This window comes from Alistipes shahii WAL 8301, from assembly GCF_025145845.1.
GTDB classification, from domain to species: Bacteria; Bacteroidota; Bacteroidia; order Bacteroidales; family Rikenellaceae; genus Alistipes; species Alistipes shahii.
Window position 1 is genome coordinate 107,053 of record NZ_CP102253.1, and the last position, 18,491, is coordinate 125,543.

At 53.7% G+C, this 18,491-nt stretch carries 18 protein-coding genes; 2 read left to right on the forward strand and 16 right to left on the reverse strand.

Annotation, left to right across the window (positions count from 1 at the left end; translation table 11 throughout):
- Nucleotides 1-14: 14 nt before the first annotated feature.
- On the reverse strand, nt 15-833 hold the full coding sequence (locus tag NQ492_RS00520) for an NYN domain-containing protein (protein WP_015547814.1): 819 nt from the start codon (nt 831-833) through the stop codon (nt 15-17).
- A gap of 217 nt (nt 834-1,050) precedes the next feature.
- Here NQ492_RS00520 and NQ492_RS00525 point away from each other — a divergent pair, with 217 nt between their 5' ends.
- Both NQ492_RS00525 and NQ492_RS00530 read left to right on the forward strand, forming a co-directional pair.
- A complete protein-coding gene (locus NQ492_RS00525) occupies nt 1,051-1,326 on the forward strand; it encodes a putative quinol monooxygenase (RefSeq protein WP_015547815.1) in 276 nt (91 codons plus the stop codon).
- 307 nt (nt 1,327-1,633) lie between these two features.
- Entirely contained in the window at nt 1,634-2,896 is a 1,263-nt protein-coding gene (locus NQ492_RS00530) for a site-specific integrase (protein ID WP_015547816.1), read from the forward strand.
- Between the two features lie 42 nt (nt 2,897-2,938).
- Here NQ492_RS00530 and NQ492_RS00535 read toward each other — a convergent pair whose 3' ends face one another.
- From NQ492_RS00535 to NQ492_RS00605, 15 genes are all read right to left on the reverse strand, one after another.
- On the reverse strand, nt 2,939-3,241 hold the full coding sequence (locus NQ492_RS00535; protein WP_015547817.1) for a helix-turn-helix domain-containing protein: 303 nt from the start codon (nt 3,239-3,241) through the stop codon (nt 2,939-2,941).
- A gap of 1 nt (nt 3,242) precedes the next feature.
- Nucleotides 3,243-3,524, reverse strand: a complete 282-nt coding sequence (locus NQ492_RS00540; RefSeq protein WP_015547818.1) for a helix-turn-helix domain-containing protein — start codon at nt 3,522-3,524, stop codon at nt 3,243-3,245.
- 26 nt (nt 3,525-3,550) lie between these two features.
- Nucleotides 3,551-3,910, reverse strand: coding sequence for a hypothetical protein (locus NQ492_RS00545; RefSeq protein WP_044054571.1), 360 nt, complete (start codon nt 3,908-3,910; stop codon nt 3,551-3,553).
- Nucleotides 3,911-4,032: 122 nt separating this feature from the next.
- Entirely contained in the window at nt 4,033-5,283 is a 1,251-nt protein-coding gene (locus tag NQ492_RS00550; protein WP_231839933.1) for a DUF6047 family protein, read from the reverse strand.
- Between the two features lie 48 nt (nt 5,284-5,331).
- The gene (locus NQ492_RS00555) at nt 5,332-7,275 is read right to left on the reverse strand and encodes a DUF4906 domain-containing protein (RefSeq protein WP_015547820.1); all 1,944 of its coding nucleotides are present in this window, start codon (nt 7,273-7,275) and stop codon (nt 5,332-5,334) included.
- Between the two features lie 11 nt (nt 7,276-7,286).
- Nucleotides 7,287-7,484: a hypothetical protein gene (locus NQ492_RS00560; protein WP_015547821.1), complete on the reverse strand. Its 198-nt coding sequence runs from the start codon at nt 7,482-7,484 to the stop codon at nt 7,287-7,289.
- 11 nt (nt 7,485-7,495) lie between these two features.
- Nucleotides 7,496-8,386 carry a radical SAM protein gene (locus NQ492_RS00565; RefSeq protein WP_015547822.1) on the reverse strand — a complete coding sequence of 297 codons (891 nt, stop codon included), beginning with the start codon at nt 8,384-8,386 and terminating at the stop codon, nt 7,496-7,498.
- Between the two features lie 2 nt (nt 8,387-8,388).
- Entirely contained in the window at nt 8,389-10,044 is a 1,656-nt protein-coding gene (locus tag NQ492_RS00570) for an OmpA family protein (protein ID WP_259873406.1), read from the reverse strand.
- A gap of 2 nt (nt 10,045-10,046) precedes the next feature.
- Nucleotides 10,047-10,601 (reverse strand): DUF3575 domain-containing protein, encoded by a 555-nt coding sequence (locus NQ492_RS00575; protein WP_259873407.1) that lies wholly within the window; start codon nt 10,599-10,601, stop codon nt 10,047-10,049.
- Between the two features lie 19 nt (nt 10,602-10,620).
- Nucleotides 10,621-13,230 carry a DUF4906 domain-containing protein gene (locus NQ492_RS00580; RefSeq protein ID WP_015547823.1) on the reverse strand — a complete coding sequence of 870 codons (2,610 nt, stop codon included), beginning with the start codon at nt 13,228-13,230 and terminating at the stop codon, nt 10,621-10,623.
- 74 nt (nt 13,231-13,304) lie between these two features.
- Complete coding sequence (locus NQ492_RS00585; RefSeq protein ID WP_044054573.1) at nt 13,305-14,135, reverse strand: DUF4906 domain-containing protein; 831 nt, start codon at nt 14,133-14,135, stop codon at nt 13,305-13,307.
- A 9-nt stretch (nt 14,136-14,144) separates the two neighbouring features.
- A complete protein-coding gene (locus tag NQ492_RS00590) occupies nt 14,145-14,327 on the reverse strand; it encodes a hypothetical protein (RefSeq protein ID WP_015547824.1) in 183 nt (60 codons plus the stop codon).
- Between the two features lie 224 nt (nt 14,328-14,551).
- Nucleotides 14,552-15,151 (reverse strand): RteC domain-containing protein, encoded by a 600-nt coding sequence (locus NQ492_RS00595; RefSeq protein ID WP_015547825.1) that lies wholly within the window; start codon nt 15,149-15,151, stop codon nt 14,552-14,554.
- Nucleotides 15,152-15,735: 584 nt separating this feature from the next.
- Nucleotides 15,736-16,716 carry an EndoS/ChiA family endoglycosidase gene (locus tag NQ492_RS00600; RefSeq protein ID WP_015547826.1) on the reverse strand — a complete coding sequence of 327 codons (981 nt, stop codon included), beginning with the start codon at nt 16,714-16,716 and terminating at the stop codon, nt 15,736-15,738.
- A gap of 138 nt (nt 16,717-16,854) precedes the next feature.
- Nucleotides 16,855-18,489: a BT_3987 domain-containing protein gene (locus tag NQ492_RS00605; protein ID WP_044054574.1), complete on the reverse strand. Its 1,635-nt coding sequence runs from the start codon at nt 18,487-18,489 to the stop codon at nt 16,855-16,857.
- Between the last annotated feature and the right edge of the window lie 2 nt (nt 18,490-18,491).

Below are 18,491 nucleotides of genomic sequence, written 5' to 3' on the forward strand. Positions count from 1 at the left end.
AAATACGGAAAGCCCTACCCCACCCGGTTGCGGACGTAGACCCGCTGCTGCTCCGTCTTCATGTCGACGGCATCGGAAAGCGCCCGGACCAGGAGCGAAAGTTTCTTGTAGCCGTAGTTGCGGGGGTCGAAATCCGGCATCTTCTTCGACAGCACGCTGCCCACGTCGCCCAGAGAGGCCCAGCCGCTGTCGTCGGCGGCATCGTCGATCGTGTTCTCAAGCAGCGTGCGGAATTCGTCGTCGAACGGACGGATGATCGTCGAGGCGTGCCCCGCATCCGGCGACGGTTTCTTTTCCCCGGCAGTTTCGGCGGCCGGACCCACAGGCGCTTCGGCCCCGGCGGATCTTTTCGCGTCCGCCTTTTTCTTCGCAGGGGCCGCCTTCTCCGGCGGCGTCTGCCCGAGGATTTCGACGTAGATGAATTTGTCGCAGGACTTGATGAACGGCTTCGGCGTCTTCTTCTCGCCGAACCCCAGCACCTCCCGGCCCGATTCGCGGATACGGCTGGCCAGACGCGTGTAGTCGCTGTCGCTCGACACGATGCAGAATCCGTTCACGCCCTCCTTGTGCAGAATGTCCATCGCGTCGATGATCAGCGCCGAATCGGTCGCGTTCTTGCCCGTCGTATAGGCGTACTGCTGAATGGGCGTGATGGAGTTCTCCAGCAGCACCTCTTTCCAGGCGGCGAATTTCGGATTGGTGAAATCCCCGTAAATGCGTTTTATCGTCGGTGTGCCGTAGTTGGCGATCTCATCCAGAATATCCTTTATCTTGCGGTGCGAGATGTTGTCGGCATCGACCAGCACTGCGAATTTCTTGTCGTTCAGTTCCATAATTAATGCGGTTAAAGGCACAAGATACGAAAAATTCCGGCAACTCGCACCCCGCAGCCGCCGGACGGTTCCCTCGCGGACTCCTCCCCGACGCCGCAGAAGCGGGACTTCCGGCGGGATTTCCGGGGAAGTCGACAATTTGTTTCCGCCGACGGCGCACCGTCACCGAAAAATTCGTTATATTTGCAAAACGACAAAACCAAAAAACTGGAAAACAATGATACGTCTCAATGTATTTATCCGCACGACGGAAAGCAACCGCGAAGAACTGGTGCGCACAGCCAAGGAGCTGGCAGCCGCTTCGCTCAAGGACGAGGGATGCGTGGCCTACGACCTGTTCGAAAGCGCCACGCGCAGCGACGTGCTGATGATCTGCGAAACCTGGAGCAATGCAAAGGCCCTCGCGGCCCACGAACAGGCGTCGCACTTCACGACCCTCGTGCCGCGTCTGGAACAGCTGGGCGAACTGAAAATCGAAAAGTTCGTCTTCTGATCCGTTCCCGCGACCCGGGCACAAAAAAACCTCCGCGGTTTACAGGATGAGTGTTTTTTTATAATTGGAATAGACAAAATGTAAATAGCGGAAAATCAATATATTAAAATTCCGTTATTTACACGGATTTCGGATGCAAAGGCTATTAAAAGTAGAATTCGACGGGAGTTTCGTTACCAAATCGTAACCCCGTCGAATTGCTTTATAATAGCATATATGCGACTGAATTACAATTTCTTGCGCAAATATACGTAATTCTTGAGAACTCAACAACCGATACCTTTGTCACATTAAAAATTGTTGAGTTATGAAAAGTACGTTCAAAGTTCTGTTTTATCTGAAAAAGGATAAAATCTCGAAAGACGGGAAAGTTCCGGTCATGGGGCGCATCACGGTCAATGGCACGCAAGCCGGTTTCAGTTGCAAGTTGAATATCGACCCAGCGCTATGGGATGAGAAAACCAATTATCTGAAATCGCAACGAAATACGCTTTCGCGCGAAATTCACCAGATGCTTGAAAACATCAAAGCGCAAATCGCCAAACACTATCAGTCGATCAGTGACCGTGATGCGTATGTCACGGCCAATAAGGTCAAGAATGCTTACCATGGTTTCGGCGACCGATATAAAACGCTTATCGCAGCTTTCGACTACCATGCCGATTCTATAAAAGCGAGAATCGGACGTGACAGAGCGCAACGTACTTACGATAGGCTGATGGAAGAACGCCGTTGCCTGATGCGGTATCTGGTTCTGAAAAAACTGGAAGATGTGACTTTGAAGGAGTTGGATGTTACGTTCATCGAAAGATATTACGCATGGATGCTCTCAGACGGACATTGCGGCAAGACAACGGCTTTCAAACGCACCCAGACGTTGAAATGTGTTCTATATGTAGCCGTTGAGCAAGGCTGGATAGACCGTCATCCCTTTCTGGCGTTCAAATGTGCACCGGATTATAAGCCCCGCATGTTCCTGTCCGACGAAGAAATACAACGGCTTATGAATATAGAATTGCGTTATCATCGGCAGCGGGCCGTGCGGGATATGTTTATTTTCTGTTGTTTCACCGGACTGGCTTATATAGATCTGAAGAATCTGACTTACGATCATATCGTAACAACTCCGACGGGAGAACAATATATCTACAATCGCCGTCAGAAGACCGGTACGCCTTATCACATCATGTTGCTGCCCATTGCGCAGGAGTTTATCGAACGATATAGAGGGTATCCGGGTAAGATCGACGAAACGCGGGTCTTTCCCGTGAAAAGTCGAAAAAGTATGTGTACGACAATAAAACGCATTGCCCAAAAGTGCGGTATTACCAAGAATCTATCGACGCATATCGGACGCCATACGTTCGGAACGACGGTCACATTGGAGAAAGGAGTACCTATCGAAACCGTTTCGGAAATGCTCGGACATAAGCAAATTACGACGACTCAAATCTACGCCAAATTAACCGCCAACAAGATGAAGGAAGACGTACGTCTTCTTACGCAGCGCATCGGCAATCTGTATGAACTCACACAGCCTACGACCCGGCTGCTTTCCAAAGAGGCTTAACCCTAAACGAACGGCGACCAGATCAGTCTGGTCGCCGTCCGTTTACTTATTCCAGGGCCGGAAGTCGCGGTAGTTTTTCTTCAGCACCTCGAAGATACCGGATTCGGGATAGAGGATTTTTCCACCGAGCGTCGTATAGGGAATCGCTTTCGTATCCCGCAAGGTCTGCAACGTCCGTTTGCACACATGGAAGCGTCTGCAAATCTCATCTCCGGTCAGATAATGCTCCTGACCGATCGTCGGCCGCAAATGTTTCATGGCCGTTTCGATCTCGCGCGTGGTTTGCACCATCCAATCCGTCAGTTCCTTGAACTCTTCGGATCGCTTCGTAATAATGTCCGACATACTATCTGCGGATCAAAGCTTCGCGGATGACACGTTCGACGTCGGTCTCCCGGTAATAGAATTTGGAACCTATCGTGGAATATGGGATGATTCCCCGATCGCGGTAATTCTGCAAAGCCCGCTGCGAGATATGCAGCGCCTCGCATACTTCCTGCGTGCTGAGCCATTTCTCCCGTGTGGGCGGAGCTACCTTACGATACAATTCCGTTACGGCGACCGACAGGCCGCACAGACGCCTTCTCAGTTCCAGATAGGCATCGTGTTCCATCATGGTTACTTCCATAAGTCGAATGTTTTATGAATTAGTATTTAGTATAATTTAAGCACCGGCATCGGATGCCGTCGTGTTTCATTTCGTCGTTTCAAATCCGGTGCACACAGCCGGATTTGCCGTCGTACCGAAAAGTAATCCTCCGTCAGCATCAGCTTTTCTGCTTCCGGTGTAAAGAGCATTACGCCTTTCATCACCGCATAATACGCCTCGTCATTCGCCACGACATGACGGGGCTGTAACTTCAGACGAGTCAATTCCGGCAATAATTTCCGCATGTATAGTTCATCGGGCCGCTTCGCTTCTTCCGTCGTCGCATGGAAGGATGCTTCCGGAGGCAGATCGTATTGCAGATAGAACAGGTTTTCGAGCGCCCGTCCGGGTGTCGTCTTTTTCAACTCTTCGGAGATGTGATGCCTGAAACCCTCTTCGCCGTTCGTTCCGACAGCGAAACGTACGGCATGCAGCGTTCAGTCGAGCGTCAGGTAAATACTTCGTATCCGGTCTTCCCGCATATTCGTTACATTTTTATTGCGGCACGTTTGCCGCTGACAGGACGGGAATGCCGCAGCCTGCGTTCCGTTTCCCGCCTTTTGGTTACGGTGCCCGTTCCGGGCAGGGAAACATGCTGTTTCGCATCCGGCGATGACTCTTTGTATTCCGTCAGGAATCTCCCGTTCTGAATGTTGTATTCCGTGCGAAGAATACCCGCTGCGATTTCACGGGCCTGCTGCTGCAAGGCACCGTACCCGAAGTCGTGCGTCGATTGCCGGTTTCCCATACGCGCCCGGTCGCAATCCCGGAGTTTCGACGCCACCTCGGAGAAGAACTCCCGATGTCTGAAACGATGCAACCCGTCGTCGGCCACAGATGCGGCGTACCCGTTTTCCGCGATATACAACAGCGTTGCGAGATCGTGATTGCCTGACGATACCTGTGTCCGGTTCCCGGCAACGAACCTCTCGAAGTCCTCGTAGCACGGCGATATGGAATATGCTGCCGAACATACGCCTTCCGAAAGTACCGATGTCGGAATCCACTTCTCCTCGGTAAAACTGTATCGGGATCTCTCCAGTCCCGGATACTCGCTTTTCAGGTCGCTTTTCACGAATTTGTCGATACACTTGTCCGCCATCGCGGCGATTCGGGGCGGCAAATGTTTCAATTCATAGATTTTCAGCGTATCTGCATCAGTCCGCATTCCGAAGAAACGATCCGTCATGTATTGCATATAGCAGTACATGGCCCGCCGGCCCTTGGGCGTATCGCTGAAGAGATAAGTTCCCTGCGAAGAGGTTACAGCCCGATAGAGCGGTGCATCGTCGGGCGCCGTACGGGCACAATGCATCGTAAATCTCCGGTATTCGGAATCGCGCATCAGCTGTTCCCGCCGCCCTGCCGGAGAGAGGGGCGAAAGACCTTTCGAGAGTGCGAAAGCCGCATCCCGGAGCGAAACGGCCGGCTCGGGGTGTATATCCTGCCGGATAAAAGCCGGAGCCAGCTTCCCGTAAAAATACTCGTTCGTCGTACTTCGGCGCGACGGAATCGCTTTGCTGTCGGGAAAGGTCAGATGCAGCAGCGTGTGGTCGGGAACGACCGATGAACGGGAGCAGGCGGCAACCTGTTCGCGTATATAATCTTCGAAAGACTGACGTCCGTTTTCTCGGACGGCGATACGCACGGCCTGCATCTGCGGATTCATCGTAACGAAAACACTCGCCGGAACCTTGCGCCTCATGAGGCGGTCTAAAAAATCTGCGATTCGGGACATGAACGGTAAATTTCAGAGGATTTTACAAGACAGAATCGGAAATAATATCTATTCCCTGACACAACGCACCAGCCCTTTGCCTTTTCCGCCTTCGAAGTTCGTCCACCCGCTGTTGATCTCGAATTTGAAATAGACGGTCGGATACGGCGTAGCGGATGTCGGTTCGGACGCCGCTCCGGTCAGCATGACGGCAACGCCGTCACGATCCAGCCGAAAATCGTCGTTCCCGACCGGTACGGGATAAAACGTCCCCTTCGTATCTCCCCTGAAGCGCTGGAACCAATAGCCGTTGTCGAACGCTCCGACCACATATGGTTCTCCGGGAAAAACGTAATTCTCGAAAGCCGTCCATGTATAACGGCTCGGCAGCCGGTACCCTTCGGGACAGGGGTCATACACGCTTTTCGCACTCGCCCAACCGTAAGTGTCCACAGGCGCGGGATCGCCCCAAAGGGCATTGTCGTAATAGGTATAAAGTTTGGCGTACCACCCCGTATAGACATACGTCGTCGGGTGCCGGGTCATATAGGTCAGATCGTATGTTTTGGCTTCGGATCCGTTCGAGGTGTAGATTGTCGGCCAATGGTTTATGAACCGATCCTTACGTCCTGCGGCGTTGTAGACCTCGTTCGACGTAAAGGGATCTTTGCGCCCCCATGTGTAGACCAGTCCGTAGCGGGTTTTCAAATCCGTACCGATGGCTCCCAGATTCCGATCCATGACAAGGAACTGTTCACCCGCCCGGTTCGTATATCGTTCGTCCTGCGGCCGATCGTTGGGCAGGCACCATATATGCCAGCTCCAGAGAATCGTCCCGCCAGCATCGTACACCGCGACGAGCGCATTGCCCCGCTGACCGTTCGTGCGCACCGTAAGACGGTTGTCCGCAAGCGTGAATCCCGTCACGATCTTGTTGTCCTGCCACAGCAGCCCGGCGGATGCCGGAGCGTATTCATCGCCCGCCTCGATTCCCAGATAGGCGTAATTGCGGCTGCGGGACGTGCGATACGGGGTAATATCGAACGTAACCTGATCGCCGGAGCAGATATGGCAGTTCGCCGTTCCGTAATACAGGCCGTCGTAGACGAGAACCCGGTTGTCGATCTCATTTTCGCCCATGATAACAAGCTCCAGATTATGCCACGTGTTTCGGCGGACATTGAAATCCGACGTGTTATTTTCACCCGGATAAACGATGTATTCGACAAGGGCTTTGTCCGTGCTCCGTTCCGCGAGAATCCGCAGGTAGGTGGCACAGGCCGGAGCATTTTCAGGGCACTTGTCCTTCTGGTCGGTGATCGTGTCTACCGAGCCCTGCAAGTTCTCGAAAAGATACGCTGTACCCGCGGTTCTCCGTTCATTGCCGACAGGCATCGCCTCGCCGTCATAGTAGTTCGCCTCGACCGTCGAGGAAATACTGCCCGAATCGAAGGGACGTATCGTCCGCGGCAGATTGCAGAACTGCACAGAGCGAAGACGGAGCGACGGTGCGACGGCGTCGGCGACCTCGATGGTATAGGCGATCTTCGCCGCACTGCGCGTTACGCGAAGCGATGAGGGGGTACACCGGCCAGCGCCATCGATCGCCAATGTTCCCCGATCCGTCATCGGGATAGCGTCCGAAGAGACCATCACGTCTACCGCTGTTTCGTAAAACTGGATCTTGAACGCATTTTTATCTCCCAGATCCTGTCCGGCTTTCGCAATCGCATAACTCCGATAATTGCCGGGAAGGACGTTGAACACCAGCGGCGAGGAAACGGAGGGGAAATAAAAATGATATTCTGTATCTCCGTACAGATACAAATTCACATCCCGAATGCAATTTTCGTCCATTGCGCGGGTGGCGGCCTGCTGTTGCTCGGTCGTCAGATGCAGTTCGACCCTGACGGGCGATTGTTTTTCGGGCGCCCGAACCGGTATCTCTACCGCTTCGGTGCAGGCTGCGAGCATCGAAAGCATGCCCGGGAGCCAAATCAACAGTTTTTTCATCGTGACAGCGGTTAAAATTCGGGGGTTGCGATTTCCTTATCCCAGCCGGGAATGTCGATCGTATCGGCTTCGATCACCGGACAGCGGATAATTTCCACCTCTTCATGTTCATAGACATGACAGCCTGCAAATAGCGATGCGATAAGCGCGACCGCCGTTGCTGCAAGAAAGCCGTACGCGACGGCATATTTGATTTTCAGTCTGTTCATAAGTTCAATCGTTAAGTTCGTTTTTTTCGGTATTCCTCATAATCCACGGAGTAGAACAGCGGCTTGCGGTTGCACCAGTAGGCCAGCCGCCATTGCTCCCGCGAGGGTTTCCCCTCGTGTTCGAAATCCCGGTACGGCTGCGCGAAAGGCTGACACCCCAACGCTTTCAGCTCCCGGATACGTCCGAGCGCATCTTCGGAGTCATCCCTTATCAGCACATAGAAGAAGAGCTTCCGGGCCGGAACGCCGTGCTTACGGAGGAGTTCTATGGCTTTATGAACGTCATCCTGCATGGCACGGCTGTCGTAGGCCATGCGCAAAAAACGTATCCACCTGACCCGTGCGAGCAACGCGGCGATCTCCGGTGTGCGGGCGATACGCCGGGCATCGAGTCCTTGGTTGAAATCTACCCGGATGCCCATGCGGACGATCTTCTCGATCTGCATAAGTCCCCACTCCGAAGCCAAGACATTGTTGTCGAGTAGCACGGCACGCTTACGCCCGTCGAGGAATTCTTCGATGTCAGCGTGTGCCCGGACTTCACCTTCCTTATGGGGCACGACGCACCACGAACAGCGGTTCACGCATCCGCGCGTCAGAAACCCATAGGCTTCCTTGACCCCATAAAGCGAGTAATCCGGGCATATATGTTCGATCTCTTCGGGAAGAATCGTCGCATAGTCCCTGTAACCCGTCCCGGCACGCACGACCTCGCAATCGTAACGGTCGGTGCAATCCCGAGAAAAGGTAAAGACCTTCGACATATATACCTTGTCGTAACGACCCGCCACGGGATCGGCGAACTCCACCGTATCGCCCCGGCGCTTGTGCCATGCCGAGAGTTTCATCAGCGCTATGTTCGGGAAGTTATGCCCGTCCACATCCACCAGTCCGATCCGCATGACTATTGTTTTAAGAGTTCGGCAATCTCCGGGTCGAGATTACCCCGATATTCCATACGCCCGTCCAAGCGGCAGGCTTCGAGGAAATGCTTCCGCCCTTCGGCCTTGCGTCCCAGCCGCGAGCAGGCGATGGCCCGCAGATACTCCGTCACGGCATCCTTGGGCATCGTTGCCAACAGCTCCATCGCCCGCTCGTTATGATCCAGCGACAGATGCGCCACGACCGTGTTGCGGTCGTTGTAGTCGTTGAGAATATAGAGCGCCTTGGCGTATTTGCGCTTCCGTAACAGCTCCACGCCGCGGGCATAGGCCGTATCCAATTCCGTGGTGTGTATCGTGTCCTTGACCATCCCTTTGCGCCGCAGGTTGTAGCGGAAATTCACGGCCCGCAGCTGCGGGTAGATTACCGAACGGATATAGGCATACTCTTTCGGAAACTGTTGCCGGATGGCCTGCTCCCGTCGGTCGGGATTCTTCTCCCAAGCGATCAGTTCCAGAATAGCGTCACGATTTCCGATCTCCCGGTCTGTTCGGATGCGGTTTGTCAGCTCCTGCCAATCCTCAGCTACCCACCGCACGGTGAGTATCGTATCGATGCTTTTGCCGTATCGGCGGACAAGGTAGCGTTTGAGCGCCGCGGCCCTTCCTTGCGAGAGCCGGGCGTTGAAGGTATAGGCTCCCTCCGGAGACGATGCCGCCGTCAGCGTGATGGTATCGACATAAAACTCCTGCTGTTCGACGATCTGCCGCATCAGGCCAGAGATCTTGTCCAACTGCCGCCGGTTGTCGCCCAGCGTATCGACCACACGGGTATCGCCCACGAAGAACTGAATGTAGTTACGATCCTCTACGGTCACGAACTTGTCGATGACCTTGATACGGTAACGCGGCATAGTATCTACGAAGGAGAGCATCGAAGATACGACGTAGCTCAACGTATCGGACGGCGGTAGACGGTAGGCGCTGTCGTCCACAGCCAAGACCTGCCCCTGAAGCGTTACGAGCATCTTCTTCGAGGTCTCATCCGTTTTCACCTCCTGCGAGTAATAGTACGTGACGGTGCTCCTGCCTTCGACCAGCGAGTCGAGCCGGACGTCTTCGGGATAGGGAAACTTCACGAAGCGGTTGAAGGCCGCCTCGCGCCCCACGGTATCGGGGCGGAAGCGTTCGACATAGGTTTCGTACTGCCAGTAGTCGCGCTCTTGCAGCAGCGAGAAGCGTCCGCCGCGGATCACCAGATCTTCGAGCGCCACGGATTCGTCGGGCTTGTGCAGAATGGGTGTAATGACGACGCTGCGGCTCTTGCCCAACAACTGCCTGGGCAGCGTCACGATGAAATCCAGCACGACGCGCCCGTTGCGTTCGGGAATAGACCGCATCTTCGCCACGACCGTCACCTGCTCGATCTGAAGCGCCATCACGCGTTCTCCGTCGGCAAGCGTATCCACGGGTGCAAGAAAGAATGTGTTGCTGTCACGCTGGAGTTTTACGACCTGCGGGCGGTAGTCCTGCTGCCGCTCCTGCCGTTCGGCGCGGGTAAGCTGCGAGAGCGAGGCTGTCATCTGCTGCCGCTGAAGCCGTCCGGCCACCGAACAGCCGAACATCATCCATAAAACCCCGACGGTGATTCCTACAGTTATGATTTTACGTGTGTTCATCGTTAAAAGATGTAGGAAAACGATACCTCTAACTTTGTCGGCGCGAGCGTCCAGCGGCGGTAATGGTAGATATACTCGTCGTCCCAGTCCCCGACCGTGGGGTCGCGGCGCGTGTCCTTCGTGCGGTAAAGCCCTACGCCGGCTTCGACGGCGACGTTCCAGCGTTTCGAGAGCATCCACGCATACCCGTAGCTGACACCCAGACCGCAGGCATGACCTTTATAGCGTTTCGTTCGGCTTCCGAGGTCGTAACCGACATAGGTAAGGTGCTGTCCGAGAAAGTGTCCCACGAAGGATTCGTAGAACCAGTAGCGGCCGCCGAGCTGCACGGCATGGAAGTTCATCGAGAGGGATGCGGTTTGCACCGGGTTCCAGTAGCCGGACAGCTCCAGCGACCAGTTGTCCGTCAAGGCCGCTTCGGCCCCGGCGTTCAGCGTCGCGCCGCATGCGGCAAGGGCGTTGGCCCTTACGGCGAAGATCTGTGCCGCAGCCCTGCGGGGCAGACCCCACAAGGCCGCCGACAGCAGCAGGAACAGTATGATTCGTTGTTTGTTCATTGTTGAAAGTTAATTCGGTTTATTCCCGGATGCAGCGCACCGGATTGGCGGCATAGCGGTAAAAATCCGTTGTGTTGACGAACGGCGGGTAGTTGCTCGTATCGAATAGGATCGAGGTGCAGGCTACGTCATGGAACACGCCGGTCAGGTCGTCCCAGTGAAGATAATACGGAGCGTTCGTGTAGAGCCTTCCGAGCGACCCGTTGCGGTCGTAACGTCCTTCGTAGAATGTTCCGCCCAAAGGTATTTTCGCCGTCTGCGTGCTGTTACAGCGGATTGTAACGTAATAAGGTGCCGATACGCCTATCCGCTCTATTCCCGCAAAATCCTCAGCACCGGGCACTTTCCATCCCGGAGGGCAGGGATCGTAAATGGATTTATGGCTGGTGCGGCTGATATTGTTCTTCCCGGTCGTGACGTTGCCCCAGAGGTTCGGGTGATGGACGTAGAGCCAGTCGGCGACCGACGTCCACTCTTCCCAATCCTCGTAAAATACACCGTCCATATAGGTCGTTGGATGCGCTGTGGCCCATTCGAGGGTCATCACGTCGTAAGGCGATTCAGTTCCGGAGGTTCGGGGATTGCTTTCAGCATACTCGAATCCCGGAGCATAGACGGTCGGAGCCTGCGTGTAGGCGTCCGTGGCCAGCGCCGGATACGAAAACGGATCTTTGCGGCCCCACTGGTAATAGAGTCCTTTGGCAGCGGCCTGCGTGCAGTCCGTAGCCAGGGCCCCGAGGTTGCGATCCATAAAGACAGCTCCCGAAGCGTAGGTCTGGGCCGTGGCCTCGATCTCGTAATCCACCGACCAAATGTGCCACGACCATATGCATACCCCGCGGCTGTCGAGAAGACCGATCACGGCATTACCGCAGGTCATGCCGGTTCGGAATACGATACGTCCGTCGCCGGTCAGCTCCGCACTTTCGACGATCGCTCCGCGGGTCGTGCCCGTTTCCCAAAGCACCCGTGCTTCCGCACCCCGCAGGGGCTCCGGGCGGATATTCGTCGTTGCACGGCCGTTGCCCATCGTCGTAGCGTCGAACGAATAGGAGGTATTCAACTCCGGCGCGATATAGCAGTTGGCCGTGCCCCCGTCGTCGAGCGGCCGGGTATTGACCGTGAATTTCGGGAAGATCGCGGCTTCGGGCGAGGTCGGAATGTAGGCATACGAAGCCGAGGTCGAAAGCCGTGTCTTGTAGTCGGCTGCCGAATACCATCCCTCGAAGCGGTATCCGGCTTCGGGTACGGCTGTCAGCGTGCATCCCTTTTCATGGCACAGGACGACCCGGTCGTGCGTCAGGGAAGAAGTTTCAGCGTCATACAACGCTCCGGCGACGGTTACCGTACCGTTTCCGTTTTCAGCCGTCGCGGGGTGAATATATACGTCGAGGCGGTTGGCGAAGCGGTGTCCGATGTCGAACGACTGTGCAAATCCCGCATCATCCTCGACCGTGACGGTATAGACCACCTGCGAATTGACCGTCGTATAGATTCCCGGAGCGTAGTTCACGCCGAAGACATTGGGGCCGGGCTGTTCCGGAAGCGTAAGGTCGCGGCCTTCGCCTACGGGAGAGCCGTTCAGACAGAATGCTCCGGCGTTGCCCTGCGCGACACCGATACGTCCCCGAAGCGTCAGGGGTGCGGGACTCCCGTCGATCTCCACAGCGAGCATCTGAAACGGATTGTAGGTGCAATATCCGCCGACCGAGTTTTCTTCGTAGGTATCATGCACATTGACGGCATAGCTGCTAATGCGGGTATCGACCTCGCTGTCGCCCAGGATCAAGATGTTGAACCGGTAGTGTACGTTCGCCCGGACGTTGAAATCCGAAGTGTTGTTTCCTCCGAGATAAATATAATAAGCCAATACTTTCGACCCGCGCACGGCGCGGATCAGCAGATACGAGGCATTCGCGGGGGCATTCTCCGGGTTCTTCTGACGCTGGTCGGTAATGGCCGCCACCGTTCCCTGCATATTGGGTAGCAGATAGCAGTCGCCCGCGGCCTGCTGTCCGGAAAGTTCCACCTCCGGACAATCCGTATAGTCGTCGGGATCATCCGACGGTGCGGCCGCCATATCGAACACAGATACAGAACGCGGTACGGAAAGAAGCTGCACGGAACGCAGTTCGATGTCGGCAACGGCCGGAGCAACGGTAATGTTATAGGAGATTTTCGACACGCAGCGTTGTACTTCGACGGCAGGCAGCGTCAGCATCCCGTCTGCCGAGGGAATTATCGTTATATCGCCCTCATAGGCCATAGGCAATACATCGTACTTGTCGGCGTGTGTAACGGTGAAATCTTCCCATGTCGGGTTTTCGCCCATATCGCGGCCCAGATTGGCGGCAATGCACATCCGGTAATCGCCCGGCAGGCATTCGAAACGCAGCGTTGCGGAGGTCTGGTAACGGTGCAGGACAACATTGCCGTTATCGTCGTAAAGGTAGAGGTTCAGGTCGCGGATGGCCGTTTCATCCGCAGAGCGGGTTACGGAGGACATCCTTTCGGGCCGTACCGTCAGGCTGACGAAGACACCGCGGGGATTTGTACATTCTGTCCTGTCCTCGGCGATGCAGCCCCACAGCAACAGGATGGCAGCGAGTATCAACAGATATTTTTTCATAGTCGGAAAAATCTGAAAAAGGGATTGAAAACAGCTCCCGCCCGCGAGGGACGGGAGCTGCCAAAACAAGAGGGCTATGCCCCCAGTTCGACGTTCTGCGTCACGGGCGTCTCCCAATCGGCGACGGTGACCGATACGGCGCAATCCTGACCTACAAGACCCGTGATATTGGCCGCGACACGGTAGTAGCCGTTTCGGAGAATCTCGCCCGCGGCCTTACCCGTCAACTCGACCGAATAGGTCACCTCCGAGCGGTCGTCCGTAGTCGAGGTGCTGCCGTCCGAATCGTATGTGGCGTTAATTTCCAGCAGAACGCGGCTGCCCGCGGGCAAAGCTCCATTCTCGAAACAGTAGAACAGCGCATTGCATTTTCCCGAAGCCGTGGCGGGAGTCTGCGTGTGGCTGAAGGTCATGGCCCCGGGTGTCGGCGTTCCGGCCACGACGAGCGACTGCGAGGCGGCTTTGGAGAGTTTTACCGAGTTGATGGTAAGCGTTCCTGCATATTTGTCGGCGAACGACGGGTCGATGGTCGTCTGGAGGACTACTTTAGCGACAGTGCGTTTGAGTGTGATGCCGACATTGGTCGTGGAGTTCACGGCCCCGACGGTCTGCGATTTCATGCCCGACATCACGAAGCCGCCCGAACGCTTGGCTGCGGTGGACACCTCGGCAAAGGTGCCGTTATAGTCGGCGGCCGACTTCTCCACAAGGGCCGTAAGGGCCGCCCGGGTCTTGGCCGACGAGGCGTCGTAGTTCGCTATGGCGTAGAATGAACAGGGGGTGCTGGCAAGAGATTTAGGTAGGGAGAATGTCGCCGATTTCGCGGCCAGCTCGCTGGATGTTAAATCCCGGCGAATAACGAAGTTGTCGGCATTATCGAAGACGAAAATCGACAGTGACGACAACGAAGACTCTCATGCCTCGGCCGAGGCTGTCGAATCGAAGAAGGAGCGGGTGTCGGCAGCATCATCGGTAAGCGTAAGTGCGATACGTGCCCCATCGGTGAAAGAATTGGGGGAAGGTACGACTTCGGTCTCCTTGTTGCAGGAAACGAATGCGGCAGCGAAGACTGCAACGGCTAAAAGGATGTTTTTCATGTTATTTGGATTTTGAATGCAGCGATGCACTATGCGTCGCTTTCTGCTGCAAATGTATAATACAAAATCACTGAAAAGTACACTTTTCCGGATGCCTCTCGGGAAAAATCAAAAAGTTTTTTGTAAAGTATGAAAATATAATCAACTGAAAAATAAACTGTTGAAATTTTGCAAACGGAGAAAAACTTTCTGATTTTCTCGTCCTTGACAGGTCTCCGCTCTCTCTATCGCAGGTGTCTTTCGACGACTTGCTCATAGGCTTTTTTCAATTTATCCAGAAAAGGTGTGACCGCCGTGCTGCGGTCAAGCATCCTGGTTTTCTTGACATAGACATCGTTGATCGTGATATGGAATGTAGAAGACAAGGCACGGACGATCTCGATGAAACGCGCCTTGCGGTTGCCGTACATGATAATCCCGTTTTTATGAAGGGCAACGGCAAGCTCCAGCAGCTCTTGCTGCGTCCCTGTCCACAGCAACTCGCCGTCCTGATAGGATAAAGGGAACGAATAGTCTTGGTTCGAGCTATATTTCGTACTATTGCTGACGATATTGATTTCGCAATCCAGAATATACATGATTTTATAGATGAACGTCGTCCTTAAAACATTGTTCGAATATCGATTAAACGATGGATGGGACAATACGTCGAATTCAACCCGGCTGTAATACAGTATTCTCAAAATATCATCCCGGTTATCGAAATTAGCAACCATCTCGGTCATCGTCTCGATAAACTCTTCGTATGCATGGGCTAATTCCGACGGATTCGATTCATTTTGAGTTAGCAACGCGTATATACGGGTATGAATAAGCGTTTTCATAAGACAGATCTCCGTATTGCAGAATCATGTGTATTTTTCGTATTCACAAAGTATCTGTTGGATAATTTTTCTTATCTTTGCAAAACAGCAAATAGCTGTCGAATCCTGTCATCGACACCTGAAAATGCTACCAAGACAAGATGGACGGGATGATAGGAGAATCGTGTAAAAACAGCACGGGCTCTCCTATCTGTTCATCGGGTTGTAGCATTCCTCAGGTGTCAATAGGTTGAGTCCGTGCTTATTTTATACTATCTCAACTTATTATTGTACCAACTAAATATAATTTGAATACGAATTCATCAATTCGTGCGTTATTAAATAAATACTATCACAAACCGGCTACGGAGAGTTTTTAGATTGAAAGGTCACTTACGGGTATATATCGACTCGAATCGGTCAATGTATTTGCGGTAGTTTCTGTTTCCCCATTCGTCTTTCGGATAGGGGGAACGTTTTTATATCCCTTCTTCAGTTAAAACAACCCGCACACCCCGAAGGATGTGCGGGTCGGGAAACTGGTTATAGCTTACAAGCAGATAACCATCCTAAATCGGTCTATTCGCACATATCTCTTTGCGGAGTTATTCCACTTCGTCCATGTTGATCTCATACCCCGACGATACAAAAGTCCAGTCTTGAGGGCGATCGCCGTTCTCACAGGTAACGGTCAGACCGTAAAGCCCGCTTGCCGTAGCGTTGAATCCGTTAAGCGGATTAACGTTGCTGCTGCGACGCAGGTTGAAGAACATGAATGCGCCGTAGCCCTGGGCTTTGGCACGCTTGGCCAGCGAATTCAGCGTCGCTGCGTTGGGAGCAGAGCCGAGATTCGTCGATACCGGCGACCAGCGGGTTTTGTCCACCAGACCGGATGTCATGAAGCTCGAACCGAAATAGCCATGATACGCATAGTCGATGCAGGCTTTAGCCTCGCTGTTCAGCGTGTTGGTATACCCCCAGTCGAAAACGGTGATGAGTTTGTCGGCCGGCATCAGCGCGTGGAGTTTGGTGATGATTTCGCTGTACGAAGTAGAATTGGTAGACGAATAATTAGCATACTCATCATCGAATCCGATTCCGTCCAGACCGTATTTTTCCACAGCATGGGCCAGGATCTTGGCGAACTGTGTGGTCTGGGTATCGTTCATGTTGGCGACACCGATGCCCTGCCAGTCGCCCAGCACGGTCAGCAGCACCTTGATGCCCTTGTCCTGCAACGGTTTCACGTAAGTCTGATAACCGCCGTTTTCGAGCAGGTTGGTCATCTTGTCATTCAGGAAGAGCGTAGGCTCTACCACTCCGTTCACCGTCCGCTTGTGGATGTTCGAGGCAAACAGCTCCACGATACCGGCAAAGGGTTTGCCGTTGGAGAGCATGTAATCTCCGGCATTGAGCGGGTTGGTGTCGTTGGTCTCGACATAGATGGCCACCACGGGCGTATCGCCGTAAGCACGGGTTTGGGGAACTGTGCCCTGATCCATCGTCGGCTCCTCGGCCTGCTGGCACGAGAACATCATCGTAGTACCCAAGAAAAGGGCTGCAAAAATTTCAAAATAACGTTTCATAGTCGTTTTTAGTTTTAAAGGATCAATAACTGGTTAATCGGTTTGTTTTGGGTTTTGGTTTTTGTTTTTTCTGTCATTCAATGAGTTTTAAGGGTTAAAGAATATGTCGTTTAGACCGAAATAGGCATGCCTGTAAGTTTACCAGTCTTTTAACCATTTGTTATATCCTGTACCACCATTCGGGAGTTTGCCCAAAAGAGATGTATCGAATGAATATTCATTATCGCTCATAATGGAGGGGCCCCAAGGTGTATCCTCGATCATCCAAGCGCCATCGTCGGCAAAATACGTATATCCAACCTGAATGCTGCTAGCCCAAGTGCTTTCGAAATTATCCTGAAGAAGCGTCCGCAGACTTTCAAAAACCAGAATATTGCTCTGCTTGTTTCCTGCCTGACGCCAGAAGAAAATATCGGTGAAATAGTCATTTATAGTGTTCGGGCCCTGCGGATACCACGGAATATTGATACATCCGTATTTCGCAGGATCGAGGCCGGCAATAGGCTTGCGGGGATGATCCGTCGAGACATATTGCTGCCCCTGATGCCAGGGATCGACAATCTGAACATTTTTCTCATTGTCCAGATACCCAGACCATGCGTAATCGAGGTATTGCCCGACTTCGATGCCTCCGGTCGCCCCGGTATCCCAGAAATACTCGGTGGGGGCTTCGTAATCGGTCAGCGTCACCAGTTTGTCATTGCCGAGCGCTTCCCGCATCGCTTTGATGAGTTTCGGATAGGAGGTCGTGTTCATGGCGGGCATTCCCTCCTTGCCGTAGGCGGCATTGCGATCCCAGAAATTCACACCGTCGAGTGCGTATTCCGTGATAACGGTCTTCACCTGGGCTACGAAATCGACAATCTGGGCGTCGGTCAGATTGCAGAATCCGAGCCCTGTTCCGCCACCTTCCAGACAAATGCAGACCTTACGGCCTTTATCCTGCAAGGGCCTGATATATTTGTCGATATGGTCGAGGACATAGCGCATGTCGTTTCCGAGATTCAACAGGGCGCGTCCCGTCTCCGCATCGTAATCCAATACCACCTTGTTCAAATTGACAATGTTACCGATCGTCCGCAAGCCGTCTTCCCGCTCGCTCCACGCATTTTCCCACGTATTGACATCGAGCTTGGACATGAGGTATTCATCCACCAACAACGGCTGGTATTTTTCCGTGTCGAGATAGAATACGGCAAATACCTGGTCGGCATTGAGCTTGTACTCCCCGAGTTGTCGTGCGCGAATTGAAATGAGATAATTGATTGTCTGATGCTCCTCGGTTCCGGCCTCTTCAGCCACCGTCAGCGGCAGATAATATTCGCCCGGAGCCAGATTCTCGGCCATGAAGCGGATGCGTTTAAGTGCAGAACGCTGATTTTCTGCCGAGAGCGAAAGCGTTTTGCCGTCAGGAAAATCATAATTGCCTTCGGGCAGCAACGTTCGCTGCTCGTCGTTCGCCTCGTTCCACCCATCGAGCAGCGAACCGTCGATCCATGCGTCGAGGGATAATTCCGAAGCCGGCGCTTTTGAAAACTGGTAATAGAAGTTGGAAGTTACGAACCCGGATCCTTCCGTCATCCGAATACGAACCTTGTCGTCGGACATACTGCTGCTACGCAACCTTCCATAGATATTCTCCAACGGTTCCTTGTCGGGAAGTTTCCCGCCCTGCTGCTCTACGGTGTCGGCGTCGCAGGCCATAAGGCCTGCGAGTGCCGCCGTACAGAGAAGCGTCGCAATTCCCGTTTGCAAACTAAAAATCGTCTTCATAA